Raw genomic sequence first — 20,444 nt, 5'->3', positions numbered from 1 at the left:
AGCTACCCCCTGCGGGGCAGGCGCAGCTGGGCCCGCCGGCCCGCCTCGGCGGCGGTGACGGGCATCGGCCCGGTCGGGGCGTCCTCCTGCTCCAGCCGCTCGAGCACCCACTCCGTGGCCAGCGCGCCGGGCGAGGTCCCGCGTTCCTCGGCCACCCGGCGGAGCTGCTCGATGCGCAACGCCGGCAGCCGCAGCTGGAAGACCTGCGCGCTCCCGAACCGGCCGGTCGTCTCGGTGGCGCCGGGCTCGGCGTCCCGGGCCAGCGCGGCCAGGTAGGAGTCGAGCTCCGGATCGTGCTGCTCCAGCTCGGGCCCGGGGGCCCTGCGGGCGGGCGCGCCGTGGCGCGACGGGCGTCGGTCCCGGAAGCCGGCCATGCGGGGAGCGTAGCGGCGCCCCGTCACCCGGACGCACGAACGCACCCCCGGTCGGGGGCGCCGGCCCGCGGCGCGGGATCAGGCGAGGGAGTAGCCGGCCTCGACGACCGCGGCCTCGATCTCCGCGCGGGTGATCTCGCGGTCGGCGGTGACGGTGACGGCACCGCTGGCCAGGTCGACGTCGACCGAGCGGACGCCGGCGACCTCGCCGACCTCCTCCTGCACGGAACTGGTGCAGTGCCCGCAGGTCATGCCGACGACCGTGACGGTGGTGCGGAACGGGGTCTCGACGCTCATGGGTGGGGAGCCTCTCGTGCGGACGGGCAGATCAGGACTTGACGAGCCGGGCGATGGCGTCGGCGGCTTCCTTCACCTTCGCCGCGCCCTCGTCCGGGTCGTTGCGGGCCGCGTCGACGACGCAGCCCGCCATGTGCTCGGAGAGCAGCTCGAGAGCGAACGACTGCAGCGCCCTGGTCGCCGCGGAGACCTGGGTGAGCACGTCGATGCAGTAGACGTCGTCGTCCACCATGCGCTGCAGGCCGCGGATCTGGCCCTCGATGCGGCGCAGCCGCCGGAGATGGGCCTCGCGGGCGTCGGAGTAACCGGGCATCGCGTTCCTCCCTGGGTCGCCCGTGGTGTCGCTCTCGGGAACGAGCATACCCCGAGGGGGTACGGCGGGGCGGGCGGCGTCGAGTGTCGCACCGTGGTGATCGTGTGACGCACCGTCGTCGTCCTCACCCGGGAAGGGGCATGCGGGGAGGGTCTCGGATGGGTAACGTTCCGGCCACGGCCACGGGGGTGGCCGCAGGGTGTTCGCCGGTCACGGGGCGCGACGCCGGTCGGGGGATCGGTGCTCGTGCGCTCCGCCGTGCCCGTCCCCGCCCGCGGGCCACCCCGGGTCGCCAGGGGTCGCGACCGAAGGGGAGACGTCGTTGAGCGGGATCGACAGCGTGCGGGGCAGTGCCAACGGACTCGCGAACGGGGTCGCCGGCGGGGAGGACCGGAGCTCCGGGGCGATCCCCGGTCCGCGCAGCGCGGCGGACGCCTACCGGGTCTCCGACGACGAGGTGCAGCGCGCCCGGCTCGTCGTCGCCGAGAACTCGCAGGACCCGGACGACCTCCGGCTGCTGCTGGACATGCTCGGCCTGGTCTCCGGCAACCCCGATCTGCCGCCTCCGGTCTGTCGCTGAAGGTGTACCGCAGGTCACAACCCCCGCCGACCGGGCCGAACGGTCCCGATCGGGGCTCGTGCACCGGGTGTGACCTGCGGGAACGCCGCAAGAGGGGGGCGATTTGGGGCCGGGTGAGGGCGTGTCATATGCTTTCCTCGCTCCCAACGGACAGCCGTTGGAGGTCGAGGAACACCAGCGGTGATCCGAGCCCCCATCGTCTAGCGGCCTAGGACTCCGCCCTTTCAAGGCGGCAGCGCGGGTTCGAATCCCGTTGGGGGTACGGTAAGTCCATAAGCAAGGCCCAGTGGCGCAGTTGGTTAGCGCGTCGCCCTGTCACGGCGAAGGTCGCGGGTTCGAGTCCCGTCTGGGTCGCTTCACCATCCGGTTCCCCTCGGAGCCAGGGCCAGGTAGCTCAGTTGGTACGAGCGTCCGCCTGAAAAGCGGAAGGTCGGCGGTTCGACCCCGCCCCTGGCCACACCTTCTCACCAGGCTCTTCTCCGTGCCTGGCCCTCCCGAGACCTCAGCTGTGGCAGTCGCTGGAGCAACGGGGTCCTCCGATCCGCTCCTGCAGCAGCGCCAGAGCCTCGCGCCTGTCCAGCAACGACACGCGGACGTGTCCAGGTTCCGAGGAGCGATCCGTCCGCTATCGTGTCAGTGGTGGGTGACAGATCGGGAGGTGCCATGGACGCGAACCTGGCGTTCGATGCCCTGGCCGATCCCGTCCGGCGAGAGATCCTCGGCGTGCTCGCGGCGGAGGACGAGTGCAGCGCGGGCGCGATCGCCGAGCGCATCACCAGCGTGGGGCGCACCGCCGTGTCGACGCATCTCAAGGTGCTGCGCGTCGCCGGCCTGGTGGGCGAGCGTCGCGAGGGCCGCTTCCGCTACTACTCGATCGACCCCGCGGGCTCGGCGCGAGACGTCCTCACCCTGCTCCACCAGGTCTTCCGCACCGGCCTGCAGTCGGTGAGCGACGCCGTGCCGGACGAAGAGCCGCGAAGTCGGCACGCAGTGCACGGTCCGGGCACTGCCTGACGGGCAGAATCTGCCGCTTCCGCACACTCCTGGGGGCCCGATGTCCGTCCTCACGCTGACCGCGCAGGAAGAGGTCTCCGCCCCACCGCGCGTCGTGTTCGGCCTGTTCGGCGCGGGTGCCGGCGCGGGCTGGGTGTTCGACGCCCTGTGCGACCGGGTGGCTCCCGGCGCGGCGGTGACACTGCGCGCGCCGCTCGACCCGGACTCCGCGCCCGTCGAGATCCTCGGCCGGATCGGCGCGGTCGCCCCGGGCCGGCTGATCGAGATCGTCCACGACCAACCGTGGCGAGGCCGCACGGTGTTGCGGTTCTCCGCGCACGGCACCGGGACGCGGGTCCGCCTGCAGTCCGAGCTGGACCAGCTAGGCCTGGAGTGGCTGCTGCGGCGGCGCGGACACGTCGTGCGCAACGCGCCGTGCGAGAACCCGGCGCTTGGCCTGCTGACCTCGAAGTCCGGCCCGGGCAATCTCTTCGCCGCCGCGTCGGACAACATGGCCGCGCTCGCACTGGAGGAGATCAACGCCGACGGCGGGCTGCGTGGCCGCCCCGTCGACCTCCTGATCGGCGACGACGCCACCGATCCCGCCACCGGCGCCCGCGAGGCCCGCAGGCTCGCCGCCGCCGGCTGCCGGACCATCCTGGTCGCGACGACGTCGGCCACCTTCGTCGCCGTGTCGCGGGCCATGGCGGACGCCGACGTCCTGCTCGTCCAGACGCTGATGAACGAGGGCGGCCTCGCCGGGGGCCTGCGGATCCAGCTCGGTGAGCGGCCGGCCGACCAGCTCGCCGCGGCGGCCGGGCCCATGATGCAGGCCGCGGGCGGGCGCCGCTGGTTCCTCGCGGGCAACGACTACTGCTGGCCGCGCGGCACGCACGCGGCCGCCCGCGACGTGCTCCCCCGGCTCGGCGGGCGTCTCGTCGGCGAGCGGCTGACCCCGCTCGGGACCAGCGACTTCGCGGGGATCATCGAGGCCGTCGAGCGGTCCGGCGCCGACCTCCTGCTGTCCACGTTCGTCGGCGCGGACGCCGCCGCGTTCCAGCGTCAGTGCCACGACCGCGGCCTCCATCAGCGGTGCCTCACCCTCGCCCCGGCCATGGACGAGTCCACGCTCGCCCGGATCGGCCCCGAGGCCACGGCGGGCCTGCACACCGTGTCCGGCTACGTCGAGTCCCTCGACACCGAGGGCAACTCCACGCTGCTCAGCCGCTATCGCGCGCGCTTCGGTCGGTGGGCACCGCCGGTGTCGACGTTGAGCGAGTCCGTGTTCGAGGGCGTCCAGATGTGGTTCGCCGCGGCCGTCCGCGCGGGCACGGACGAGCCGCACGCCGTGGCCCGTGCCATGCACGACGTCCGTGTCGAGCTCCCGCGCGGCACGGTCACCCTCGACGGCAACGGTGTCGTCGGTCAGCGGATCCACGTCGCCGAGGCGGTCGGGACCGACCTCCGCGTCGTCACCTCCTCGTAACAGGTCAACATGTCGCGAATCGTTGACACGACTGACGCGCCTCCGTAGATTCGCCGGCATCTTCTCCGCCGATGGAGGCTCCATGGCTGTTCCCCCACCCGATCCCGCGCGGCTGGCCGAGCTGGGCGCCGACCTGGGACTCTCCGATGCCGAGCTCGCCGAGTTCGCCCCCGCCGTCACGGCCACGTTCGTCTCGTCCGACGCCGTGGAGGCGCTCTACCGCCGCACCGCCCCGACCGCCCCCGTGCGGGACTGGCAGGCCGGCGAGCACCCGCTCAACGCCTGGGCCGTGACCACCGAGATCCGCGGTGCCACCGACGGCCCGCTCGCCGGGCGCACGGTGGCGATCAAGGACAACGTCTCGGTCGCAGGTGTGCCGATGACGAACGGGTCGGCCACCGTCGAGGGTTTCGTCCCGGCGCGGGACGCGACCGCGGTCCAGCGTCTGCTCGACGCAGGCGCGGTGATCACCGGCAAGGCGGTCTGCGAGGACCTCTGCTTCTCCGGTGGCAGCTTCACCTCCACGCCGCGCCCCGTGCTCAATCCGTGGGATCCTGCGCGCAACGCCGGTGGCTCGTCGTCGGGCAGTGCGGTGCTGGTCGCGACCGGCGAGGTCGACCTGGCACTCGGCGGTGACCAGGGCGGCTCGGTCCGGATCCCCAGCTCGTTCTGCGGGACCGTCGGGCACAAGCCGACGTTCGGCCTGGTGCCCTACACCGGCGCCTTCCCGATCGAGACCACCATCGACCACCTCGGTCCGATCACCCGCACGGTCGCCGACGCCGCCCTGATGCTCGACGTCCTGGCCGGTCCCGACGGCCAGGACCCCCGCCAGCCGACGTCGGTCGACCCGGTGGACCACTCCGCCGCCCTGGCGGAGTCCGCCGCCGGCCTGCGGATCGGCGTCGTCACGCAGGGGTTCGGGCACCCGAACTCCGATCCGGAGGTCGACGCGGCGGTGCGTGCCGCCGTCGAGGTCCTGCGCTCGGCGGGCCTCACCGCCGAGGAGGTGTCGATCCCCTGGCACCTGGACGCGATGCACGTGTGGAACGTGATCGCCACCGAGGGGGCCGCCCACCAGATGGTGGACGGCAACGCCTACGGGATGAACTGGTCCGGGCTCTACGACCCGGACCTGATCGCGCACTACCGGCGCGGGCGCGCCGAGCGCGGGGCCGAGCTGTCCAGGACGGTCAAGCTCGTCGCGATGTCCGGTAGGCACACGTTCGCCGTGGGAGGCGGCGCGTACTACGCGATGGCACAGAACCTCGTGCCCGAGGTGCGCGCAGCCTACGACGCGGCGCTGACCGACCACGACGTGCTGGTCATGCCGACGCTGCCCTACACCGCCCGCGAGATCCCACCCGCGGACACCGACCTGGGCACCTACCTCGACACCGCACTGTCGATGATCGCCAACACCGCCCCGTTCGACGTCACCGGCCATCCGGCCTGCAGCGTCCCCACCGACCTGGTCGGCGGGCTGCCCGCCGGTCTGATGATCGTCGGCAAGCACTTCGACGACGCGACCGTGCTGCGCGTCGCACACACCTACGAGCAAGCCCGGGGCGGGTTCCCCGCGCCCCGGGCGACGACGGGAGCCTCTGCATGAACGGCGTCTTCGACCTGGGCGGTACCGACGGGATGGGCAAGGTCCAGACCGTGGAGAACGAGCCGGTCTTCCGCGCGGAGTGGGAGAAGGCCGCGTTCGCCATGTTCTCCAACTGCTTCCGGGCGGGGTTCTTCGGTGTGGACGCCTTCCGGCACAGCATCGAGCAGATGGAGCCGGCCGACTACCTGCTGTCCAACTACTACGAGCACTGGGTACACGTGGTGGAGTCGCGCGGTTCGGCGAAGGGTGTGATCGACCTCGCCGAGCTCGAGCAGCGCACCAAGTTCTACCTGGACAACCCCGACGCACCGCTGCCCCGGCGCGAGGACCCGGAGCTGCTCGCGTTCGTCGACGCCGTCGTCAAGAGCGGCGCACCCGCGAACCGGCCGACGGACAAGATCGCCCGGTTCAAGGTCGGCGACCGGGTCACCATCAGTGCGGACAGTCCCCGCGGGCACACCCGCCGCGCCCGGTACATCCGCGGACGCACCGGGGAGATCACCGGCGCCCACGGTGCGGCCATCTACCCGGACAGCGCGGGCAACGACGGACCCGAGGCCCCGGAGCACCTCTACACCGTGCGCTTCACCGCCGAGGAGCTGTGGGGCCCGGAGACCGCCGAACCGAACAACACCGTCTACTTCGACGTGTGGGAGCCCTACCTCACCCTCGCGTCCTGAAAGGACCTCCGATGGCTCAGCCCACCGACACACCCCTGCGCACGCAGGAGGAGATCACCGCTCGGGTCAAGGCCCTCGAGGCCATGCTGATCGAGAAGGGGATCATGACCACCGAGGCGATCGACCGCCTCGCCGAGATCTACGAGAACGAGGTCGGCCCGCAGCTCGGCGCACAGGTCGTCGCCCGTGCCTGGACCGACCCGGAGTTCAAGGAGCGGCTCCTCGCCGACGCCTCCGCGGCCTGCGCCGAGATGGGCATCGGCGGACTGCAGGGCGAGGAGATGGTGGTCGTCGAGAACACCGACACCGTCCACAACGCCATCGTGTGCACGCTGTGCTCCTGCTATCCCTGGCCGGTGCTCGGGCTACCGCCCAACTGGTACAAGGCGCCCGCGTACCGCTCGCGGATCGTCCGTGAGCCGCGGAAGGTGCTCGCCGAGGACTTCGGCTTCCCGATCCCGGACGAGGTCGAGGTGCGGATCTGGGACTCCAGCTCCGAGCTGCGCTACTGGGTGTTGCCGCAGCGCCCGGCCGGGACCGAGGACCTCGGCGCGTTCGAGCTCGCCGCGCTCGTCACCCGGGACTCGATGATCGGCGTCGGACCGGTGGGCACCCCGTGATCCGCCCCGACACGACCGAGCTCGGGGACGCCCGGCGCCGGGTCGAGGCCCTGGTCTGCGACCTGCCGGGCGGCGGGGTGGACGAGCGGATGTTCGCCGAGCCGTGGGAGCTGCGCGCGTTCGCGATGGCCGTCGCGGCGTACCACAACGGCAGGTACGAGTGGAGCGAGTTCCAGCTCTCCCTGATCCAGGCGATCAAGCAGTGGGAGGCGGGCGGCGCCGGTGAGCCGTGGAGCTACTACGAGCACTGGCTGACGGCGCTGGAGACGGTGCTCGCGGACAACGGCGTGCTCTCCGACGCCGACGTCGACGCCCGCACCCGCGAGGTCCTGGCGATCCCGAAGAACGCGAACCACCACGAGGCGCACCGCGAGCCCGTGGCCGTCTCGCCCGCTCGCGGGTGACCGACCCGCCGCGCGGCACCTGTCCTGGTGCCGCGCGGCCCGCGGAGGTGGCGGTGGAACAGCGGGTCCGGGACCTGCCCGGCTGGCAGGACCTGATCCGGGACCGGTTCGTCGCGCTCGACATCCGGCCCGGCGACGGTCTCGGCATCCGCGGACGGGTCCGCTCCCACGCCGTCGGGTCACTGGGGGTGGCGGACGTGCGGTCCGTCGCACAGACCTTCCGGCGGACCTCGGGCCTGATAGCCCGGCACGGCGAGGAGCGGCTGCAGGTCGGGTTCGTGCGGGCCGGGGTGGCCCAGCTCGACCAGGACGGCCGCGAGGCGCGCGTGGCCCCGGGCTCCTTCGTCGTCTACGACACCACCCGCCCCTTCACGTGGACGATGGCCGGCGACTGGCGGATGGACGTCTTCACCTGGCCCCGAAACGCCGTGCCCGTGGATCCGCGCCGGCTCACCGCGCTCACCGCGCTGCCCGTGCGCGAGGGCGCGAGCGCGCTCGTGGCCAAGGCGGCGTTGACGGAGCTGACCCGGACCGGCCCGGTCGCCGGGACCGAAGGCAGACGGCTCGCGGACCGGGTCGCCGAGCTCGTGCTCGCGGCGGTCGATCTCCATGCTCCGTCGGACCTGCTGCGGCAGGTGCTCGACTTCGTCGAGCTGCGGCTCGACGATCCCACGCTCTGTCCCGCGGTGATCGCCCGGGCCTGTCACCTGTCGCTGCGCAGCCTGCACCGGCTCTTCGCCGACCATCCCCGCAGCCTCGCCCGATGGATCCGCTACCGCAGGCTGGAACGGGCGCGGGCAGAGCTCGTCGCGTTCCCGGAGCGGCCCATCGCCGTCGTCGCGGCGCGGTACTGCTTCTCCGAGCCCACGGTGTTCGCCCGTGCCTTCCGCGACGAGTACGGCTGCAGCCCGCGGGACTTCCGACACGGCACGCAGGGTCGGGTTCGTGGCGCGCAGCGCACAGGCGGCGTCTCGCCAGGTGCCTAGCGTTCCGGCTCACCCCGAACCGGCAGGAGCGCACATGACCATCGAGTCCGCCATCGACACCCACCTGCAGTGCCCCCGCAGCCTGTCCCGGCGCGTCGCCGACGACTACCAACCCCCGTTCCCGATGTTCGTCGCCCGCGCCGGGCGGGACCTCACCCAGGTCGTGATGGCCTATCTCGGCGTCCAGTGCACCGAGGAGCACCGGGACGAGGCGCTGCGGACGCTGCGACATCTCGTCGGCTCCTTCGCCGGCGCCGACGCCCCGGCGGAGTACGACGTCACCCACCACGCCGACGCGCAGGGGTACGACAACTACATCGCGGTCGGCTACTGGCGTGATCCTGCCGCCTACGAGCGCTACGCCGCGGGCACCGAGGCCTGGTGGGCCTCCGACGAACGGCTGAGCGGTGACGTCGGCGTGTTCCGCGAGATCGTGCGGCCGCGGGCCGACCAGTTCGAGACGCTCTACGCGTTCACCGAGGACTTCCCGGGCGTCGGCTCGGTGATGGACGGGGTGAGCGGGGAGATCCTGGAACACGGTTACTGGGGCTCGATGCGGGACCGGGTGCCGCTGTCCCAGACGAGCCGGATGAGTGCCGACGGGGCCCTGGCCGCGTCGGGTGCGGGCCGGGTCGTCGTCCGGGCGCACGACAACGTCACCCTGATCCGCTCCGGTCAGGACTGGGCGGATGCGGGCCCCGAGGAGCGGGAGCTCTATCTCACCGAGATCGAGCCGGTGCTGCGCGCGGGCATGGACTTCCTGCGGGACCACGGCGCCGAGGTGGGGTGCTACAGCAACCGCTACGTCCGCTACTGCGACCTCGACGGCAACCCGATCGACAAGAGCTACGACATCGGCCACTGGCGCTCGATGGACCTGCTGGAGCGCTGGTCCGAGTCCCACCCGACGCACCTGCGGATCTTCACGACGTTCTTCAGGGTCGTCGCGAGCCTGGAGAAGCTGCGGCTCTACCACGAGGTCTCGGTCTTCGACGCCCACGACCAGTACTACGAGTACGTCAACTGCCACGCCGCCACCGGGCTGCTGCGCGATGCAGTCGCTCCGACCGAGGGCTGACAGGAAACCCGGCGCCCGCTCGGCGCCACCTCTCACGCCCCGACCGTCCCAGGAGGACACATGAGCAGCAGCCACGAGCGGTACCGTGCCGCGCGCGACGTCCTGCTGGGCGCCCGCGGGAACCACGAGAAGGCGGTCGCCGAGTTCGAGTGGCCCACCTTCGACGCCCCGTTCAACTGGGCCCATGACTGGTTCGACCCGATCGCCGACGGAGTCGACCGGACCGCCCTCGTCATCGCGGAGGAGGACGGCTCGGTCGCGCGCTACACCTTCGACGAGATGCGCCGCCGGTCGAACGGCGTCGCCCGCTTCCTGGCCGGGCTCGGTGTCCGGCGCGGGGAGGGTGTGCTGCTGATGCTGGGCAACCAGGTCGAGCTCTGGGAGGCGATGCTGGCGGTCATGAAGCTGGGGGCGGTCATCATGCCCACGACGCCCGCGCTCGGCCCGGCGGACCTGCGCGACCGCATCGCCAGGGGCGGCGCCCGGCACGTGATCGCGGGCCGGGCCGACGTGGGGAAGTTCGCCGACGTCGAGGGGCTGACACGCGTCGTCGTCGGAGGAGAGGCTCCGGGGTGGGCGTCCTTCGACGCAGCCGCCGACACGTCCGACGCACCGCTGCCCCACCCGGGCACCGAGGCGACCGACCGGCTGCTGCTCTACTTCACCTCGGGGACGACGAGCAGGCCCAAGCTGGTGGAGCACACCCAGCAGTCCTACCCGGTCGGGCATCTGTCGACACTGTTCTGGCTCGGCATCGAGTCCGGTGACGTCCACCTCAACATCAGCTCTCCGGGGTGGGCGAAGCATGCCTGGAGCTGCTTCTTCGCGCCGTGGATCGCCGAGGCGACGATCTTCGTCTTCAACTACACCCGGTTCGACGGGGCCGAGCTGCTCGGCCGGATCCGGGAACACGGGGTGACCACCTTCTGCGCCCCGCCGACGGTGTGGCGCATGTTGATCAAGGCGGATCTCTCCGGTGGCCCCGGTGCCCTGCGGGAGGTGATCGCTGCGGGTGAGCCGTTGAACCCCGAGGTCATCGAGCAGGTCGACCGTGCCTGGGGGATCACCCTCCGCGACGGCTTCGGCCAGACCGAGACCACCGCGTGCATCGGCAACACCCCGGGATCGGTCGTGAAGCCCGGGTCGATGGGGAGGCCGCTGCCGGGTGTCCCGGTTGTCCTGGTGGACCCGGCGACCGGACGGCCGGCCGAGACGGAGGGAGAGATCTGCCTCGATCTCGCCCAGAGCCCCGTCACCCTGATGACCGGCTATCTGGGCGATCCCGAGAAACAGGCGGAGGCGACCGACGGCGGCTACTACCACACCGGGGACGTCGCCTCCCGCGACTTCGAGGGGTACATCTTCTCCATCGGCCGTACCGACGACGTGTTCAAGGCCTCGGACTACAAGGTCTCGCCCTTCGAGCTCGAGAGCGTGCTCATCGAGCACCCGGCCGTGACCGAGGCCGCCGTCGTGCCGGCACCGGACCCGGTGCGGCTCGCGGTGCCGAAGGCCTACGTCGCCCTCGCCCCGGGGTGGGAACCCACCCGGGAGACGGCCCTGGACATCCTGCGGCACGCCCGCGCCCGGCTGGCCCCCTACCTGCGTGTCCGGCGGCTGGAGTTCGCCGAGCTGCCGAAGACGACCTCCGGGAAGATCCGCCGCGTCGAGCTCCGCACCCGCGAGGAGTCCGGGTCCCTCGAGGGGACCGAGTGGCGGGACGACCAGTTCCCCGAGCTCAGGGCCTGAGCAGCCGGCTCCGCTCGGCCGCGCCCATCAGGTGACGGGAGGCGGGCCTTCCCATGGTGCGGGCAGCTCGGCGATGGGGTCCGGGCCGCAGACGTGGTACCCGACGTGACCAGGACCGCCCACCGGTCGCACGGCAGGACCGGTGCGGGCGACCGGAACGCGCGGCGCCGGCGGGGAAGTCCCCGGACGGCCTCCGCAGAGCGTGCACATCCGTCCCACCGCGGATGCAGTCCTGTCCAAGTCACGCGCCCTCCGGACGGCGACCATCTCCGTCGAGGTCCGCACGCGGCGAGGCGTGCGGACAGCGAGCCGGAAGAGGAGACCGATGACTCTCGACTTCACGCTGGACGCGGACCAGATGGCGGTCCGTACGCAGGCCAGGGAGTTCGCGAACACCGTACTGAGCGGCGTGGACGAGGCGATCGCGCCGTACGCGAAGCCGGAGGAGCGGTTCTACGCCCTGCGGCCGTTCTACCAGCAGATGGTCGACGCCGGCTTCGTCAAGGCGCTGATCCCCGCCGAGTACGGCGGGGCGAAGTTCACGTCGCTGCAGTTCGTCCTGGCCGTCGAGGAGATCGCCCGCGTCGACGTCAACGTCGCATCAGCCGTGCTCGGCACCGGTCTGGGGCTCCACGCGATCACCCACTTCGGCACCGAGGAGCAGAAGCGGCGGTTCCTGCCGCCGTTCTGCGGAAGCGAGCCGAAGCTGGCGGCGATCGCCTACACCGAGGTCACGGGCGGCGCCAACTACGACACCCCCGACCCCGAGGTCGGCGTGCAGACGTTCGCCCGGATCGAAGGCGACGAGATCGTGCTGAACGGCGCGAAGCACTACACCACGAACGCCTCCGGTTGGGAGGGCAAGGGCGCCGACCTGATCAGCGTGGTCTGCCGGACCGACCCGGCCAAGCCGCCGCAGGAGTCGCTGGCGATCGTCGTGGTCGAGAAGGGGACACCGGGCGTCGAGGTCACGGGCATGATCGACACGATCGGACACCGTGCCACCAACTCGCCACGAGTCGAGTTCACGGACGTGCGCGTCCCGCTCGGCAACATGATCGGGCAGCCCGGTGACGGCATCAAGATGGTCAAGAGCGCGTTCTCGTGGACCTGCGCCCCGATCGGTGCCGCCTGCGTCGGGCGAATGCGTGCAGCCTTCGAGTACGCCTACGAGTTCGCCAGGACCGACAGCCGGTCGGGCCCGCACCCGGTCATCGAGTACCAGAACGCCGGTTACATGCTGGCGGACATCAAGATGCGCATCGAGGCGGCGCGGTACCTGTCGTGGAAGGCCGCGGACCACTTCGACAAGACCGGCGGGCAGGACCGCGAGCTCGCCAACATCACCAAGGTGTACGCCTCGGAGTTGTCGGTGCAGACCGTCTACGACGCCATGCGTCTCGTCGGAGTCGACGGTTACGGCGACAAGACGCCGATCGCCGCGATCATGCAGGACGTCCTGTGCTTCCCGGTCTACGACGGCGGCAACATGGGCGTGCGGCGGCGGGCACTGCACGAGATGTTCCTGGACCCGAGCTACGACCACCTTGCTGCGGCCGAGAACAGGCTCTCGACCGGGGCCTGACCGGGAGCTCGCCACGGCGTGCGGACGACCTCGTCCGCACGCCGTCGTCGTCGCCGGTGACGGGAGGTCCACGACGACGGACGACCCGGGCGACGGCTCGGTGCCACCCGTCGGCGGCCCGGCCCGGTGAGCCCGCAGACCTCGCCACGGTGCCCGAGCCACGCCGTCAGCTGCGAGAGCCTCCGACCGCGATCGGGGGGAGGCGGAACTCGCGCCCCGTGTTGTCCCGGTACTCCGAGGGAGAGCATCCGTAGTGGGAGCGGAACGCCCGGCTCAGATGCGACTGGTCGGCGAATCCCCATCGACCGGCGAGTTCGGCGAGGGTGCGGCTCTCGGCTCCGGAGGCCAGCTCGCGAGCACATCCCTCGACCCGTAGGGCTGTCACGGTCCTGCCGAAGCTCCGCTCTCCGTTCTGGAAGAGGTGATGGAGTTTGCGGACCGAGATCCCGAACCGGCGTGCGACCTGCTCGGCCGACACGCGCGTCCCGGCGACGGTGGCGGTGAGGTAGCGGATGATCGACGCTCGAAGGGCGGCATCGAGGGTTTCGCGCGACGTGTCACGCAGGGTGTCGCTGCCTCCCGCTGCCGCAGCGAGGACGGAGCTGAAGGCGACGTCCGCAGCGTCCCTGGCGTGCCGGTCAAGCTGGTCGACGTTCCGCCAGATCGACGTCATCGTCGAAGCGACCAGATGGGCGACGCCGGGTGCGCTGGCGTCGTGGGCGACGGCGGCGAAGCCGTGGGGATCCGCCAGGAGGGGGAGCAACTGCGCTCGTGGCACTCGATAGGACAGGACGTGCCATTCCTGTGTCGCCTCGTCAGCGACGAAGTCGAGCCGGTACTCGCTCGTGGTGTCGAAGAGCGCGAAACCTCCCGGAGGGACGACACAGGTCCGGTCGCCCTGAGTGCCCACGCAGTGGCCGCGCAACTGAAGGTTGACGAAGACGTGGTCCGTGCGCGTCCGGCGCACCTCGGCGGCCCCATGGGTGATGACCTGCGTCCTGGAGGTCACCTCGGCGCAGTTGGTGGCGCTCAACATCGAGGAGCGGACCCAGCTCGTGATACCCGGCTCGTCCGGGGCACGTCCGCTGCGGGCCCGTGCGCGTTCGGCCGCGAGCGGCGTGAACGCCTCGCAGATCACCTCACGCCAGTAGCTGAACTGCTCGGTCACGGGCCGGTCGGTGGTCGTCCAGAACGGCACAAGCACAGCCTCCCTCGGCCTCGCGCTCGCCCACCCGTCGTGCGCCGTCGCCAGGCGAGGGTGTGACCTGCGATCATATCGGCGCGGACGCCGTGCGGAGCAACCCCGCCAGCTCCACTTCCCGGCCGCCGCGGTGCCTCTACCGGGCCGGGCGCGGCAGCTCGTCGGCGATCCGGAGCTCCGCTCGCGATACCGGTGGTCGTGCACCTCCGGGAGTACGGCCGGCCGCCGACCTACGACCGCGGCGGTACGGCCCGTGCCTGCCGCAGCCGGATTCGCCGCCGTCGCGGCGCTGCGACCCTCGGGCCATCGGACCGAGGAGGGGTTGTGACCGCCGTGACCGCCGTGACCGCCAGCCCGAGTGCCGGGCGCGATCCGATCCGCCTGCCCGTGCCGCGCCGGGTACGCCTCGGCCTGCTCGTGGTGCACCTCGTCGCGACGGCGGCGTGGATCGGCCTCGACGTCGCCCTCGGGGTCCTGGTGTTCGTCCCGATGCTCGACGCGTCCTGGACCGCGGCCTGCCATCAGGTGCTGCCGCTGCTGTTCTGGCCGCTGCTCACGGTGGCACTGCTGAGCCTGGTCAGCGGGACCGCCCTGGGGGTCGTGACGCGCTGGGGACTGGTCCGGCACCGGTGGGTGGCGATCAAGCTGGTGATGAACCTGCTGCTCGTGACCCTGATCGTGGTGCTGCTCCGGCCGGGGTTGGAGGACGCCGGGCGGCACGGTCGGGCCCTCGCCGCCGGCCTGCCCGACAGCGGCGAGGTCCCGCGGCTGTTCATGCCGCCGACGGTGTCGGTCACCCTGCTCGTGGTGGCGACCGTGCTGTCGGTGTGGAAGCCCCGCGGCCGGGTCCGGAGTACCTGACCGGTACCCCGCGCCGATCGGCGGCGCGGGGTGCCGGCGGTCGCCCGAGCACGCCGCGTCCGCGATCGCCCTCGGTGACGACGTTCCGCCCACCGGCGGCTCCTGCCGCCGGTGGAGGCCCAGGGTTTGGAATCGGGAAGGCGTGCCCGATCGTGGTGCCTTCATCCCCGTGTCGGGAACCGCTCGTCACGAAGCGTGACACGGCCAAAGGATATGCGGCCGAACGGGTCATGATTCACTGCAAGGAGTGACGGCTTTCGGATGGATGAGGTTGACATCTGCCGCTGACCGTGCCCGAAGAGACCAATATCCTCACCGAAAGTAATGCCATACACACGATAGTGGTAGTTGGCTCGGTGGTTCGGTCGGGGTGCGGATAGCTTTTCTGTCATCAGCGGGGCTCCCCAAGTCACACGCTGAAACACGATGGGTCCACGAAGCGGATCCCCGTACGTAACAGGAGAAGCACTGTGCTGAAGAAGGCTGGGATCGTCACCGTTGGCGTCGCTGCGAGCCTCGTTGCGGTGTCCCCGCTCGCGTTCGCCGGTGACAAGGGCCACGGCCACCACGAGGCCGACAAGGACATCAAGAACATCGGCCTGATCAGCGACGGCGGTTCGTCCGCCAACGGCCTGCTGGCCGTGAACGCGCTGAACGACGCCGAGGTCCTCAAGAACGTCAACGTCTGCGGCGTGGACGTCGACGCGGCCCTCAGCGTCCTGGGCATCCTGGGTGGCCAGGCCGCCAACGACGCCGCCCCGCAGAGCACCTCCTGCGACGCCGGTGACGTTCAGGGCATCTGGCAGAAGTGACGCGCTGAGCTCAGCGTCCAACCGGGGATGACGCACCGGACCCGATTCCCGGGTCCGGTGCGTCCCGCGTTCTCGGACCTTTCGCTCGAATTCTCGTCCGGCCCGTGAAAATGCTCAGGAACCGGGCGGGAGCTCCGCGGGCAGGCCGAAGAACTCGAACAACTTGGCGTCGAGGAACGAGCTGATCCCCGCGATCCGGTCGCCCTCGATCCGCAGCACCTGCAGACCCCACGGCCGGTGCACGCCGTCCGGGTGCAGCCGGTACTGGCCGAAGGCCGGAGCGCCGTTCGCCCAGGTGGGCAGCATCCGCGAGCCGCGGCACTCCGCGCCCGGGCCCAGCATCCAGGCGAGGATGTTCTCCCGGCCCTTGAGCCAGAGCTCCAGCGGCGGCATGTTCTGCTCGGCGTCCTCGTGCAGCAGCGCCACCAGCGCCTGCATGTCGTAGCTCTCGAAGGCCGCCACGTACTTGGCGAGGAGCTCCACGTGGTCCTCCGGTGGCGGGGAGGCCGCTGCCTCGTCCGCCCCGCCGATCCCGCGGTCGTCGAGTGTGGCCCGGGCCCGCTGCAGGGCGCTGTTCACCGAGGCCACCGACGTGCCGAGCAGCTCGGCGACCTCGGCCGCCTTCCAGCAGAGCACCTCGCGCAGGATCAGCACGACCCGCTGCTTCGGGGGCAGGTGCTGCAGGGCCGCCACGAACGCCAGCCGGATCGACTCCCGCGCCACCGCCGTGTCCGCGGGGTCCGAGCCCGACGGGGTGACCCGCGCGTCGGGCATCGGCTCGAGCCAGGTGTCGTCCGGCAGGGGCTCGCGCAGGTTCTCCGCCTTCGGCTCGGACGGGCCCCCGAAGTCCATCGGCACCGCGCGGCGCTTGCGCCCGTTGAGCGCGTCGATGCAGACGTTCGTGGCGATCCGGTACACCCACGAGCGCAGCGAGGAGCGCCCGTCGAACTTGTCCAGGGCCCGCCAGGCCCTGATCATCGTCTCCTGCACCGCGTCCTCGGCCTCGAACGAGGAGCCGAGCATGCGGTAGCTGTAGCCGGTCAGCTCGGCCCGGAAGCGCTCGAGCTGCGCCTCCAGCTCCGCGCGGTCCGGCGGCGTCGACACCGCGGCCGACGTGGTCGTCGTCGCGCTCATGACCCGGGTCCCCCCTCGGCTCGGCGGGCCGGAGTGGGAGTGTCCGGCCTCACCCCCGAGAGTGTGCCCGGTCCCACCGACAAAATCAGGTGCGTATCGCCGATCCGCACTTTTCGGGCGGCCGGGCGGTAGGCCGGGCACCATCGGGGCATGGTCATCGACGCTCCGCGTGCTCTCGCGGGGACTCCACGTGACGACGTCCCCGTTCCCGCCGGCGTCCTGCGCGTCGCCGCCGGACGGCCGCTGCGCCCGGTCTGGCACAACGTCCTCGGCGGCCTCACGTACGAGATCCCCGGGCACTGCTACGTGAAGTGGGCCCCGGCCGCGGTCGACCTCGGCCCGGAGGCGGACCGGCTGGCCTGGGCCGCGCCCTTCACCCGGGTGCCCCGCCTGCTCGACCACGGGGCGGACGACGACGGATCCTGGCTGGTCACCGCCCCGCTGCCGGGCACCAGCGCCGTCGCGGACCGGTGGCGCGCCGAGCCCGAGCGCGCGGTCGAGGCCGTGGGGGAGGGCCTGCGCGCGCTGCACGAGGCACTCCCGGTGGACCGCTGCCCCTTCTCCTGGGACGTCGCCACCCGCCGGGCCGGCGCCCACGACCCGGACCCCGAGCTGTGGCACGACGAGCACGGCGGGCTCACCGTCACCGAGGCCCTGCGGGTGCTCGACGACCCGCCCGAGCCCGACCGGCTCGTCGTCTGCCACGGCGACGCGTGCGCGCCCAACACCCTGGTCGGCGACGACGGCCGCTGGGCCGGCCACGTCGACCTGGGCGACCTCGGCGTCGCCGACCGCTGGGCGGACCTCGCGGTGGCGACCTGGAGCACCGTGTGGAACCACGGGCGAGGGCACGAGCGCCCGCTGCTCGACGCCTACGGCGTGGCCCCCGACCCGGAGCGCACCTTCTTCTACCGGCTGCTGTGGGACCTCACTTGACCGTGTAGCCGGCGTCGACCGGCAGCGTCACCCCCGTGACGTAGCGGGCCTCGTCCGAGGCGAGGAAGAGGATGGCGTTGGAGATGTCGATCGGCTCCACCCACGGCACCGGCAGCGCGTTCGTCGACTCGAAGACCGGGGCGGCGGACTCCCGGGTGGGGTGCGGGTTGTCCGGGTCGAACAGGCCCCAGGTCTTCTCGTTCTGGATCATGATCGTGTCGACCCCGGTGGGGTGCACCGTGTTGCAGCGGATCGAGTGCGGGGCGAACTCGTTCGCGATCGTGCGCATGATGCCGACGACGCCGTGCTTGGCCGCCGTGTAGTGCACCGTGTTGGGGGTGCCCTTGAGCCCCGCGGTGGAGCTGGTGATCACGATCGAGCCGCCGCGGCCGCCGGCGACCAGGTGGGGCAGCGCGGCCCGGCAGGTGTTCCACACGCCGGTGAGGTTGATGTCGATCATCTCGCGCCAGGCCGCGTCGGTGAGCTCCAGCGCCGGCTGGATCTCGAACACGCCGGCGTTGGCGCAGACGATGTCCAGCCGGCCGAGCTCGGCGACCCCCGCGTCGACGGCGGCCTGCAGCGCGTCGGCGTCCCGGACGTCCGCCTTGGTGGTGAGGATGCGCCGGTCGAGCTCCTCGACCAGCCGCGCGGTCTCCGCCAGGTCCTCCTCGGTGGCCGGCGGGTACATCTCGATGCTCTTCACCGGCTCGCAGAGGTCGACCGCGATGATGTCCGCGCCCTCCTGGGCCAGCCGCAGGGCGTGGCTGCGGCCCTGGTTGCGGGCGGCGCCGGTGACGAACGCGACCTTCCCCTCGACCCGCCCGCTCATCGGACCGTGAACCCGGCGTCGACGGGCAGGGTCGTCCCGGTGACGTAGCGGCCCTCGTCGGAGACGAGCCAGGCGATGGCGTTGCTCACGTCACGCGCCTCGATCACGGGCACGTCCATGAGGTTGGCCAGCGCGTCGCCGACGTCGGCGGACCCCGCCAGGAAGCTCTCGACGACCGGGTTCACGATCATCGGGGTGTTCACGCCGGTCGGGTGCACGCTGTTGACCCGGATGTCGTGCGGGGCCAGCCAGTGCGCGAACGTCCGCATCAGCCCGACGACGCCGTGCTTGGCCGCGCAGTACCCGTCCATCGAGGCGCTGCCGTCGCCGCCCCGGCCGGTGAGGCCCTGGGTGGAGCTGGTCAGCACGATCGCGCCGCCCCGGCCCTGCTCGATCATGGTCGGCGCGGCCGCGTGCACGGTGTTCCAGACGCCGGTCAGGTTGATGTCGATCAACGTGCGGAAGACCGCGGCCTCGTTGCCGTCCTCGGCGACGCCGATCGACGCGATGCCGGCGTTGGCCAGCACGATGTCGACCCCGCCGAGTGCGGCGACACCGTCGGCCACGGCCGCGTTGAGGGCCTTCTCGTCGCGGACGTCGGCCACGTGGGCCACGATCCGGCGGTCCAGCTTCTCGACCTCCGCGACCGTCTCGTCCAGGTCCGCCCGGGACGACATGGGGTAGGCGACCGTGTCCACCTGCGCACAGATGTCCACGGCGATGATGTCCGCGCCCTCCTCGGCGAGCCGCAGTGCATGGCTGCGTCCCTGCCCGCGCGCGGCTCCGGTCACCAGGGCGACCTTGCCCTCCAACTTGCCCACGTGTTGCTCCTCCCGGCTGCGTCGCCGTCGGCTGTCGACCGGTTGGTAGACGACCGGCCGCACTGCACCGGGCAGGTGACGCAGTGCCCGGTCGTACGATGACCTCGACGACGGGGTGGCGCGTGAGCCCGGTCTCACCGACGTTAGCCCGGCATCCCCGGGCGGAGGAAGGGTCGATGTCCGCTGTTGCTGACGATCCCGGGGCGGGCACCCGCCGAGCCGGGCGCCGGCCGGTGACGAGCCGCTCGGAGATCGAGCACATCGCCCTGGACCTGTTCACCGAGCGCGGCTTCGACACCACCACCGTCGACGACGTCGCGCACGCCGCCGGGATCGGCCGGCGGACCTTCTTCCGTTACTACGCCTCGAAGAACGACGTCCCGTGGGGCGCGTTCGACGAGATGCTCGAGCGCATGCGGGAGCGTTTCGCCGCCCTGCCGACCGACGTGCCGGTCATGGAGGGCATCCGCGCCACCGTGCTCGACTTCAACGACGTCCCGGCCGCCGAGCAGCCGTGGCACCGGCAGCGGCTGCGGCTGATCCTCGAGACGCCCACGCTGCAGGCCCACTCCACGCTGCGGTACGCCGCATGGCGGCGGGTGGTCGCGGACTACGCGGGGGCGCGGCTGGGGCAGCCCGCCACCGCCCTGCTGCCACGCACGCTGGGGCACGTCTGCCTCGGCGCCGCCCTCGCCGCCTACGAACAGTGGCTCCGCGCCGACGACGTCGAGCTCCGGGACCTCCTCGACGAGGTCATGGTCGCGCTGGAGAACGGCTTCGCCGACACCCGCGCAGACGAGCTCGCGCGCCCCGCGGGCCGCGAGGCATAACCCCCGCGAGACCCCCGCGAGTCGGGCGTTCCGGCACCGCGAGTCGGGCGTTCCGGCACCGCGAGTCGGGCGTTCCGGCCCCGCGAGTCGGGCGTTCCGGCCCCGCGAGTCGGGCCGTGGGCTCCTGCGAGTCGGGCTGTGGGCTCCCCGAGTTGCTCGGCCTGCGCCCGGCCGGGGCAGCTCCTGACCGTTGCGACCGCGAGGTGGAGGCCGCCCCGGGCGTGCCGCGGCCCGGTCGCCGAGGAGCCAGGCCACCCGGCCCC

22 protein-coding genes and 3 tRNA genes are annotated in these 20,444 nt (G+C 71.9%); 18 read left to right on the top strand and 7 right to left on the bottom strand.

Features of this window, described 5'->3' with window-relative positions; genetic code table 11:
* Positions 1–2: 2 nt before the first annotated feature.
* The 3 genes from LWC35_RS30425 to LWC35_RS30415 form a co-directional block, all read right to left on the bottom strand.
* Positions 3–374, bottom strand: a complete 372-nt coding sequence (locus LWC35_RS30425; RefSeq protein WP_232873728.1) for a hypothetical protein — start codon at positions 372–374, stop codon at positions 3–5.
* Positions 375–452: 78 nt separating this feature from the next.
* Positions 453–671: a heavy-metal-associated domain-containing protein gene (locus tag LWC35_RS30420; RefSeq protein ID WP_232873727.1), complete on the bottom strand. Its 219-nt coding sequence runs from the start codon at positions 669–671 to the stop codon at positions 453–455.
* Positions 672–702: 31 nt separating this feature from the next.
* Positions 703–984, bottom strand: a complete 282-nt coding sequence (locus LWC35_RS30415; protein ID WP_232873726.1) for a metal-sensitive transcriptional regulator — start codon at positions 982–984, stop codon at positions 703–705.
* A gap of 322 nt (positions 985–1,306) precedes the next feature.
* Between LWC35_RS30415 and LWC35_RS30410 the strand changes: the two genes are divergently transcribed.
* From LWC35_RS30410 to LWC35_RS30345, 14 genes are all read left to right on the top strand, one after another.
* Positions 1,307–1,564: a hypothetical protein gene (locus tag LWC35_RS30410; RefSeq protein WP_232873725.1), complete on the top strand. Its 258-nt coding sequence runs from the start codon at positions 1,307–1,309 to the stop codon at positions 1,562–1,564.
* 189 nt (positions 1,565–1,753) lie between these two features.
* Positions 1,754–1,826 (top strand) — tRNA-Glu (locus tag LWC35_RS30405).
* 18 nt (positions 1,827–1,844) lie between these two features.
* Positions 1,845–1,918: transfer RNA gene (locus LWC35_RS30400), tRNA-Asp, on the top strand.
* A gap of 29 nt (positions 1,919–1,947) precedes the next feature.
* Positions 1,948–2,021 (top strand) — tRNA-Phe (locus tag LWC35_RS30395).
* A gap of 206 nt (positions 2,022–2,227) precedes the next feature.
* Positions 2,228–2,578, top strand: a complete 351-nt coding sequence (locus LWC35_RS30390) for an ArsR/SmtB family transcription factor (RefSeq protein WP_232873724.1) — start codon at positions 2,228–2,230, stop codon at positions 2,576–2,578.
* 40 nt (positions 2,579–2,618) lie between these two features.
* Positions 2,619–4,043 (top strand): substrate-binding protein, encoded by a 1,425-nt coding sequence (locus LWC35_RS30385; RefSeq protein WP_232873723.1) that lies wholly within the window; start codon positions 2,619–2,621, stop codon positions 4,041–4,043.
* An 82-nt stretch (positions 4,044–4,125) separates the two neighbouring features.
* The gene (locus LWC35_RS30380; RefSeq protein ID WP_232873722.1) at positions 4,126–5,655 is read left to right on the top strand and encodes an amidase; all 1,530 of its coding nucleotides are present in this window, start codon (positions 4,126–4,128) and stop codon (positions 5,653–5,655) included.
* On the top strand, positions 5,652–6,335 hold the full coding sequence (gene nthB, locus LWC35_RS30375; protein ID WP_232873721.1) for a nitrile hydratase subunit beta: 684 nt from the start codon (positions 5,652–5,654) through the stop codon (positions 6,333–6,335). The genes LWC35_RS30380 and nthB overlap by 4 nt, the downstream gene beginning before the upstream one ends.
* Positions 6,336–6,346: 11 nt before the next feature.
* Positions 6,347–6,955, top strand: a complete 609-nt coding sequence (nthA, locus tag LWC35_RS30370; protein WP_232873720.1) for a nitrile hydratase subunit alpha — start codon at positions 6,347–6,349, stop codon at positions 6,953–6,955.
* Positions 6,952–7,359, top strand: a complete 408-nt coding sequence (locus LWC35_RS30365) for a nitrile hydratase accessory protein (RefSeq protein WP_232873719.1) — start codon at positions 6,952–6,954, stop codon at positions 7,357–7,359. The genes nthA and LWC35_RS30365 overlap by 4 nt, the downstream gene beginning before the upstream one ends.
* Positions 7,360–7,412: 53 nt before the next feature.
* Positions 7,413–8,345 (top strand): helix-turn-helix domain-containing protein, encoded by a 933-nt coding sequence (locus tag LWC35_RS30360; RefSeq protein ID WP_232873718.1) that lies wholly within the window; start codon positions 7,413–7,415, stop codon positions 8,343–8,345.
* 34 nt (positions 8,346–8,379) lie between these two features.
* Positions 8,380–9,423: an aliphatic aldoxime dehydratase gene (oxdA, locus tag LWC35_RS30355; protein ID WP_232873717.1), complete on the top strand. Its 1,044-nt coding sequence runs from the start codon at positions 8,380–8,382 to the stop codon at positions 9,421–9,423.
* A 60-nt stretch (positions 9,424–9,483) separates the two neighbouring features.
* Positions 9,484–11,172 (top strand): AMP-binding protein, encoded by a 1,689-nt coding sequence (locus LWC35_RS30350; RefSeq protein WP_232873716.1) that lies wholly within the window; start codon positions 9,484–9,486, stop codon positions 11,170–11,172.
* 325 nt (positions 11,173–11,497) lie between these two features.
* On the top strand, positions 11,498–12,757 hold the full coding sequence (locus LWC35_RS30345; protein WP_232873715.1) for an acyl-CoA dehydrogenase family protein: 1,260 nt from the start codon (positions 11,498–11,500) through the stop codon (positions 12,755–12,757).
* Positions 12,758–12,923: 166 nt separating this feature from the next.
* Here LWC35_RS30345 and LWC35_RS40560 read toward each other — a convergent pair whose 3' ends face one another.
* Positions 12,924–13,925 (bottom strand): helix-turn-helix domain-containing protein, encoded by a 1,002-nt coding sequence (locus LWC35_RS40560; protein ID WP_232873714.1) that lies wholly within the window; start codon positions 13,923–13,925, stop codon positions 12,924–12,926.
* A 357-nt stretch (positions 13,926–14,282) separates the two neighbouring features.
* Between LWC35_RS40560 and LWC35_RS30335 the strand changes: the two genes are divergently transcribed.
* Positions 14,283–14,819, top strand: a complete 537-nt coding sequence (locus tag LWC35_RS30335; RefSeq protein ID WP_232873713.1) for a hypothetical protein — start codon at positions 14,283–14,285, stop codon at positions 14,817–14,819.
* 524 nt (positions 14,820–15,343) lie between these two features.
* Positions 15,344–15,631, top strand: a complete 288-nt coding sequence (locus LWC35_RS30330) for a hypothetical protein (RefSeq protein WP_232873712.1) — start codon at positions 15,344–15,346, stop codon at positions 15,629–15,631.
* Between the two features lie 114 nt (positions 15,632–15,745).
* On the opposite strand, the gene LWC35_RS30325 is transcribed toward LWC35_RS30330, so the two are convergent.
* Positions 15,746–16,765 (bottom strand): sigma-70 family RNA polymerase sigma factor, encoded by a 1,020-nt coding sequence (locus LWC35_RS30325; protein ID WP_232873711.1) that lies wholly within the window; start codon positions 16,763–16,765, stop codon positions 15,746–15,748.
* Between the two features lie 150 nt (positions 16,766–16,915).
* On the opposite strand from LWC35_RS30325, the gene LWC35_RS30320 reads away from it, so the two are divergent.
* A complete protein-coding gene (locus LWC35_RS30320) occupies positions 16,916–17,701 on the top strand; it encodes an aminoglycoside 3'-phosphotransferase (RefSeq protein ID WP_232873710.1) in 786 nt (261 codons plus the stop codon).
* Here LWC35_RS30320 and LWC35_RS30315 read toward each other — a convergent pair.
* Together LWC35_RS30315 and LWC35_RS30310 are read right to left on the bottom strand one after the other, a co-directional pair.
* The gene (locus LWC35_RS30315) at positions 17,694–18,530 is read right to left on the bottom strand and encodes a mycofactocin-coupled SDR family oxidoreductase (protein ID WP_232873709.1); all 837 of its coding nucleotides are present in this window, start codon (positions 18,528–18,530) and stop codon (positions 17,694–17,696) included. The two genes, LWC35_RS30320 and LWC35_RS30315, sit on opposite strands and share 8 nt — an antisense overlap.
* On the bottom strand, positions 18,527–19,351 hold the full coding sequence (locus LWC35_RS30310; RefSeq protein ID WP_232873708.1) for a mycofactocin-coupled SDR family oxidoreductase: 825 nt from the start codon (positions 19,349–19,351) through the stop codon (positions 18,527–18,529). Before LWC35_RS30310 ends, LWC35_RS30315 begins: the two co-directional genes overlap by 4 nt.
* Positions 19,352–19,527: 176 nt before the next feature.
* Between LWC35_RS30310 and mftR the strand changes: the two genes are divergently transcribed.
* Positions 19,528–20,181, top strand: coding sequence for a mycofactocin system transcriptional regulator MftR (gene mftR, locus LWC35_RS30305; RefSeq protein ID WP_232873707.1), 654 nt, complete (start codon positions 19,528–19,530; stop codon positions 20,179–20,181).
* Positions 20,182–20,444: the final 263 nt, after the last annotated feature.

Origin of the sequence: Pseudonocardia kujensis, from assembly GCF_021283305.1 — a bacterium.
Taxonomy (GTDB): domain Bacteria; phylum Actinomycetota; class Actinomycetes; order Mycobacteriales; family Pseudonocardiaceae; genus Pseudonocardia; species Pseudonocardia kujensis.
This window is presented reverse-complemented; position numbering and strand designations above follow the sequence as displayed.